This window comes from Streptomyces solitudinis (assembly GCF_036323765.1).
In the GTDB taxonomy this organism is placed as follows: Bacteria; Actinomycetota; Actinomycetes; order Streptomycetales; family Streptomycetaceae; genus Streptomyces.
This window is the reverse complement of sequence record NZ_JAZDCW010000011.1, coordinates 163203-169318: the sequence shown is the minus strand read 5'-3', so window position 1 is coordinate 169318 and position 6116 is coordinate 163203. Positions and strand designations below refer to the sequence as shown.

The 6116-nt window shown below is 72.1% G+C and carries 5 protein-coding genes and 3 tRNA genes; 7 read left to right on the top strand and 1 reads right to left on the bottom strand.

Annotated features, from left to right (window positions below; translation table 11 throughout):
- The first annotated feature begins 199 nt into the window (after positions 1 to 199).
- The 5 genes from V1J52_RS23900 (at position 200) to V1J52_RS23880 (ending at position 2918) form a co-directional block, all read left to right on the top strand.
- A complete protein-coding gene (locus V1J52_RS23900; protein ID WP_330142035.1) occupies positions 200 to 982 on the top strand; it encodes a fumarylacetoacetate hydrolase family protein in 783 nt (260 codons plus the stop codon).
- Positions 975 to 2462, top strand: a complete 1488-nt coding sequence (gltX, locus tag V1J52_RS23895) for a glutamate--tRNA ligase (RefSeq protein ID WP_330142034.1) — start codon at positions 975 to 977, stop codon at positions 2460 to 2462. The genes V1J52_RS23900 and gltX overlap by 8 nt, the downstream gene beginning before the upstream one ends.
- A gap of 183 nt (positions 2463 to 2645) precedes the next feature.
- A tRNA-Gln gene (locus tag V1J52_RS23890) sits at positions 2646 to 2717 on the top strand.
- A 27-nt stretch (positions 2718 to 2744) separates the two neighbouring features.
- Positions 2745 to 2817 (top strand) — tRNA-Glu (locus V1J52_RS23885).
- A 28-nt stretch (positions 2818 to 2845) separates the two neighbouring features.
- A tRNA-Glu gene (locus tag V1J52_RS23880) sits at positions 2846 to 2918 on the top strand.
- Positions 2919 to 3112: 194 nt separating this feature from the next.
- Here the strand turns inward: V1J52_RS23880 and V1J52_RS23875 are convergent.
- Positions 3113 to 3838 (bottom strand): IclR family transcriptional regulator, encoded by a 726-nt coding sequence (locus V1J52_RS23875; RefSeq protein WP_330142033.1) that lies wholly within the window; start codon positions 3836 to 3838, stop codon positions 3113 to 3115.
- A gap of 153 nt (positions 3839 to 3991) precedes the next feature.
- Between V1J52_RS23875 and leuC the strand changes: the two genes are divergently transcribed.
- Both leuC and leuD read left to right on the top strand, forming a co-directional pair.
- Positions 3992 to 5416 carry a 3-isopropylmalate dehydratase large subunit gene (gene leuC, locus V1J52_RS23870; protein WP_330142032.1) on the top strand — a complete coding sequence of 475 codons (1425 nt, stop codon included), beginning with the start codon at positions 3992 to 3994 and terminating at the stop codon, positions 5414 to 5416.
- 3 nt (positions 5417 to 5419) lie between these two features.
- The gene (gene leuD, locus V1J52_RS23865; protein WP_330142031.1) at positions 5420 to 6013 is read left to right on the top strand and encodes a 3-isopropylmalate dehydratase small subunit; all 594 of its coding nucleotides are present in this window, start codon (positions 5420 to 5422) and stop codon (positions 6011 to 6013) included.
- Positions 6014 to 6116: the final 103 nt, after the last annotated feature.

The following is a 6116-nucleotide window of genomic DNA, read 5'->3' as shown; positions in this document are numbered from 1 at the left end:
CCTGATGGCCCGCCTGCGCTGAGCCGGGGCGGACGCACACGGGGCCCGCCGCGGCGCGCCGCCGGCCCCGTCTTTGTCCCGCGCCCGCCCCGTGCGGCCCGTCCGCGCGGGGCGGCGGCGCCGGGTCGCACCCGGGCGGCGGCCGACCGATACGCTGGAGTGTCACTTTCCGGCAGGTCACTGAAGGGCAACGCAACCCGTGCGCATCGCCAGATTTTCCATCGACGGCAACGTCGGATTCGGCGTGGTCGAGGGGGACGCCGACACCGAGGGCGGGCCCGTTCTCGACATCATCAAGGGCCATCCGTTCGGCGAGTTCGAGCGCTCGGGGCAGAAGGTCCCGCTCAGCCAGGTCCGGCTGCTGGCGCCCGTGCTGCCGAGCAAGGTGGTCGCGGTGGGGCGCAACTACGCCGCACACGCCAGCGAGCTGCACAACACCGTCCCCGACGCGCCGATCGTCTTCTTCAAGCCGTCCACCGCGGTCGCCGGCCCCGGGGACCCCGTGGCCTACCCCTCGTTCTCGGCCGAGGTGCACCACGAGGCGGAGCTGGCCGTGGTCATCGGCCGCATGTGCCACCAGGTGCCGCGCGAGCGGGTGTCCGAGGTGGTCCTCGGCTACACCTGCGCGAACGACCTCACCGCGCGGGACATCCAGCGCGCCGAGGAGCAGTGGGGCCGGGCGAAGGGCTGGGACGGCTCCTGCCCGCTGGGGCCGTGGGTGGTCACCGACCTCGACCCCTCCGACCTGGCCGTGCTGTGCACCGTCAACGGTGAGCAGCGCCAGCTCGGCCGCACCAGCGAGATGGTCCGCTCGGTCACGGACCTGGTCGTGCACGTCTCCGAGGCCATGACCCTGCTGCCCGGCGACGTCATCCTCACCGGCACCCCCGCGGGTGTCGGCCCCCTCAACGTCGGCGACGAGGTCGCCGTCACCATCGAAGGCATCGGCACTCTCACCAACAAGGTGATCACGCGTGGCTAGCGCATCCGCTCCGGGCTCCGTCCGGGTCCGTTTCTGTCCCTCGCCGACCGGCAACCCGCACGTGGGCCTGGTCCGCACCGCCCTGTTCAACTGGGCCTTCGCCCGCCACCACGGGGGCACCCTGGTGTTCCGCATCGAGGACACCGACGCCGCCCGCGACTCCGAGGAGTCCTACCAGCAGCTCCTGGACTCCCTGCGCTGGCTCGGCCTGGACTGGGACGAGGGCCCCGAGGTGGGCGGCCCGCACGCGCCCTACCGGCAGTCGCAGCGGATGGACGTGTACGCGGACGTCGCGGCCAAGCTGCTGGACGCCGGCCACGCCTACCGCTGCTACTGCACGACCGAGGAGCTGGACGCCCGCCGCGAGGCCGCCCGGGCCGCCGGACGTCCCTCGGGCTACGACGGGCTGTGCCGTGCGCTGACCCCCGAGCAGGCCGCCGCGTACGAGGCCGAGGGGCGCACGTCCATGGTCCGGTTCCGGATGCCCGACGAGGCGGTCACCTTCACCGACCTGGTGCGCGGTGACCTGACCTTCCAGCCCGAGAACGTGCCCGACTTCGGCATCGTGCGGGCCAACGGCGCGCCGCTGTACACCCTGGTCAACCCGGTCGACGACGCCCTGATGGAGATCACGCACGTGCTGCGCGGCGAGGACCTGCTGTCCTCCACGCCGCGCCAGATCGCGCTGTACCGCGCGCTCGCGGAGATCGGCGTGGGCAGCGGCACGATCCCGGAGTTCGGCCATCTCCCGTACGTCATGGGGGAGGGCAACAAGAAGCTCTCCAAGCGTGACCCGGAGTCCTCGCTGAACCTCTACCGGGAGCGGGGTTTCCTGCCCGGGGGGCTGCTCAACTACCTGTCGCTGCTGGGCTGGTCGCTGGCCGAGGACCGGGACATCTTCTCGCTGGACGAGATGGTCGCGGCCTTCGAGATCACCTCGGTGAACGCCAACCCGGCCCGCTTCGACCTGAAGAAGTGCGAGGCGGTCAACGCCACCCACCTGCGTGAGCTTCCGGTGGCGGACTTCGTCGCGGCCTGCGAGCCGTGGTTGCGGGCGCCCCACGCCCCGTGGAAGCCCGAGGCGTTCGACCGGGCCGCCTTCGAGGAGCTGGCGCCCCTCGCGCAGACCCGCCTCACCGTGCTGTCCGACATCACGGCCAACGTGGACTTCCTGTTCCTTGACGAGCCCGTGGAGGACGAGGCGTCCTGGAAGAAGGCCATGAAGCCGGGCGCGGAGGCGCTGCTGCGCACGGCCCGCGAGGAGCTGGCCGGCGCCGAGTGGCGGGCGGAGCCGCTGAAGGCGGCCGTGCTGGCGGCCGGTGAGGCGCACGGCCTGAAGCTGGGCAAGGCCCAGGCCCCGGTCCGGGTCGCCGTCACGGGGCGGACGGTGGGCCTGCCGCTGTTCGAGTCGCTGGAGGTGCTGGGCCGCGACCGCACGCTGGCCCGCGTCGACGCGGCGCTGCGGCGGCTGGAGCCGTAGCGGACGGGCCCCGCCCGGCCCCCGGAACCTTCCTGGTGCCGGGGCCGGGCGGGGGGAACCCGTTTTGGAGCACCGGTCCCGATCGGGTAATGTTCTTCCTGTCGCCGAGCGGGGCGGGCCGGAAGGCCGGACCACCGGGAGGCGGACACCGAAGGAAACCCCCGCCAGGGGGTTGAATTCTGGTGGGGTATGGTGTAATTGGCAGCACGACTGATTCTGGTTCAGTTAGTCTAGGTTCGAGTCCTGGTACCCCAGCGCGATCTTCACTCAGCGAGATCGAATGCCCCCGTTGTGTAGCGGCCTAGCACGCCGCCCTCTCAAGGCGGTAGCGCCGGTTCGAATCCGGTCGGGGGTACTGGCTCCACTCGTGGAGCCGTGCTGGGGCCCCCGTTGTGTAGCGGCCTAGCACGCCGCCCTCTCAAGGCGGTAGCGCCGGTTCGAATCCGGTCGGGGGTACTCGATCGTCGAAGGCCCCGCACCCTGGTGGTGCGGGGCCTTCGACGTGTCGCACGCTCCGGCCGCTCCGGCGGCGCGCGTTCCCGCCCGGGCCGTGCTGCCGCCCCGGCCGGAAGCTCGTTCCGTGCGGGGCGGCCCGGAGCACTCCGGCGGGCCGCGCGGCGCCGTACGGCGTCACGTGGCGCGGTGCGGCCTCAGCTCCGGCGCAGGGCGTCCGAGAGCCGGTTCGCGGCGTCCACGATGGCCTGCGCGTGCATCCGTCCCGGGTGCCGGGTCAGCCGCTCGATCGGCCCCGAGACGGACACGGCGGCCACCACGCGGTTGGACGGGCCGCGCACGGGCGCGGAGACGGACGCCACGCCCGGCTCGCGCTCCCCGACGGACTGCGCCCAGCCCCGGCGCCGCACGCCGGACAGGGCGGTGGCGGTGAAGCGGGCCCCCTGGAGGCCCCGGTGCAGGCGCTCGGGCTCCTCCCACGCCATGAGGATCTGCGCAGCCGAACCGGCCTTCATCGGCAGGGTCGAGCCCACGGGGACCGTGTCGCGCAGGCCCGACAGCCGTTCGGCGGCGGCGACGCAGATGCGCATCTCGCCCTGGCGCCGGTAGAGCTGCGCGCTCTCGCCGGTCAGGTCGCGCAGGTGGGTCAGCACGGGGCCGGCCGAGGCCAGCAGGCGGTCCTCGCCGGCCGCCGCCGCGAGTTCGGACAGCCGGGGCCCGAGGATGAACCGGCCCTGCATGTCCCGTGCCACGAAGCGGTGGTGTTCCAGCGCCACGGCGAGCCGGTGTGCCGTGGGGCGTGCCAGGCCGGTCGCGCCCACCAGCCCGGCGAGCGTGGCCGGACCGGACTCCAGAGCGCTCAGTACCAGAGCTGCCTTGTCGAGAACGCCCACACCACTTGAGGCGCCACTAGAGTTGTCCATGCGTCGATACTCGCGTCTCACATTACGAAACGCAAGTTCACATTCCCCGGGAAGCCGCCAGTCTGGGGTGACGGCCACCATCCAGGTCACGAGCCGGATGGGGCGAAGGTCTCTATGCGTGGTCGGCGGCGTGGCCGGCCGGAGGGATTGACGATGGGACGGACGCTTGCGGAAAAGGTCTGGGACGATCACCTCGTCCGGCGTGCGGAGGGCGAACCCGACCTCCTCTACATCGATCTTCATCTGCTGCACGAGGTGACCAGTCCGCAGGCGTTCGACGGCCTGCGCAAGAGCGGACGGCAGGTACGGCGCACGGACCTGACCATCGCGACCGAGGACCACAACACCCCCACTCTCGACATCGACAAGCCGGTCGCCGACCCGGTCTCCCGGATGCAGCTGGAGACCCTGCGCAAGAACTGCGCGGACTTCGGGGTCCGGCTGCACCCGCTCGGTGACGTGGAGCAGGGCGTGGTCCACGTGGTCGGCCCGCAGCTCGGGCTGACCCAGCCGGGCATGACGGTGGTGTGCGGGGACAGCCACACCTCCACCCACGGCGCCTTCGGTGCCCTGGCCTTCGGCATCGGCACCAGCCAGGTCGAGCACGTGCTGGCCACCCAGACCCTGCCGCTGGCCCCGTTCCGGACGATGGCGGTCACCGTCAACGGCGAGCTGCCGGACGACGTCACCGCCAAGGACCTGATCCTCGCGGTGATCGCACGCATCGGCACCGGCGGCGGCCAGGGCTACGTCCTGGAGTACCGGGGCGAGGCGATCGAGAAACTGTCGATGGAAGCCCGGATGACCATCTGCAACATGTCCATCGAGGCCGGTGCCCGGGCCGGGATGATCGCTCCCGACGCGACGACCTTCGACTACCTCCAGGGCCGCCCCCACGCCCCCCAGGGCGCCGACTGGGACGCGGCGGTGGAGTACTGGCGGACGCTGCGCACCGACGCGGACGCCGTGTTCGACCACGAGGTCGTCATCGAGGCGGCCGAGCTGGCGCCGTTCGTGACGTGGGGGACCAACCCCGGCCAGGGCGCGCCCCTGTCCGCCACCGTGCCCGACCCGGCCGCCTTCCCGGACGCCAGCGAGCGGTTCGCGGCGGAGAAGGCCCTGGAGTACATGGGCCTGTCCGCCGGGCAGCCGCTGCGGGACATCAGCGTCGACACGGTCTTCGTCGGCTCCTGCACCAACGGCCGGATCGAGGACCTGCGCTCGGCCGCGGCCGTCCTCCAGGGCCGCCAGGTCGCCGAGGGCGTACGGATGCTGGTGGTGCCGGGCTCCGTCCGCGTGGCGCTCCAGGCCGTCGAGGAGGGCCTGGACCAGGTCTTCACCGCCGCCGGGGCCGAATGGCGGCACGCGGGCTGCTCGATGTGCCTGGGCATGAACCCCGACCAGCTCGCCCCGGGCGAGCGCTCGGCGTCCACGTCCAACCGCAACTTCGAGGGGCGGCAGGGCAAGGGCGGACGCACCCACCTGGTCTCCCCGCCGGTCGCCGCCGCCACCGCGGTCCTGGGCCACCTGGCCTCGCCCGCCGACCTGTCCGACCACGCCGTGCCCGCGGGAGTCTGAACGATGGAAGCCTTCACCACCCACACCGGCCGCGCCGTGCCGCTGCGCCGCAGCAACGTCGACACCGACCAGATCATCCCCGCCCACTGGCTGAAGAAGGTCACCCGCGACGGCTTCGAGGACGGCCTCTTCGAAGCCTGGCGCAAGGACCCGTCCTTCGTCCTCAACCAGCCCGAGCGGCAGGGCGCCACCGTGCTGGTCGCCGGTCCCGACTTCGGCACCGGCTCCTCGCGCGAGCACGCCGTCTGGGCCCTGCAGAACTACGGCTTCAAGACCGTCATCTCCTCCCGCTACGCCGACATCTTCCGCGGGAACTCCCTGAAGAACGGCCTGCTCACCGTGGTCCTGCCGCAGGAGACGGTGGACGCCCTGTGGGCGGCGGTGGAGGCTGATCCGCAGGCCGAGGTCACCGTCGACCTCGTGGCGCGCAAGGTCCACGCCCCCGGCGTGGAGGCGGACTTCGAGCTGGACGAGAACGCGCGCTGGCGGCTCCTGGAGGGGCTGGACGACATCAGCATCACCCTCCAGAACGATGACGCGATCGCCGCGTACGAGTCCCGGCGTCCCGCCTTCAAGCCGCAGACCCAGGCGGCCTGACACGCCCGTCCCGCACGACCGTGGTGCCCCCGTTCACCAGAACGGGGGCACCGCCTTTTTGTGGCTTTTACCCCTCTTCTCCGCCACCGAACTGACCCGGGCT

Excerpts from the sequence above, each read along its gene's own strand:
- V1J52_RS23875 (WP_330142033.1), bottom strand. The coding sequence starts at position 3,838 with ATGGACAACTCTAGTGGCGCCTCAAGTGGTGTGGGCGTTCTCGACAAG.
- leuD (WP_330142031.1), top strand. The coding sequence starts at position 5,420 with ATGGAAGCCTTCACCACCCACACCGGCCGCGCCGTGCCGCTGCGCCGC.
- leuC (WP_330142032.1), top strand. The coding sequence starts at position 3,992 with ATGGGACGGACGCTTGCGGAAAAGGTCTGGGACGATCACCTCGTCCGG.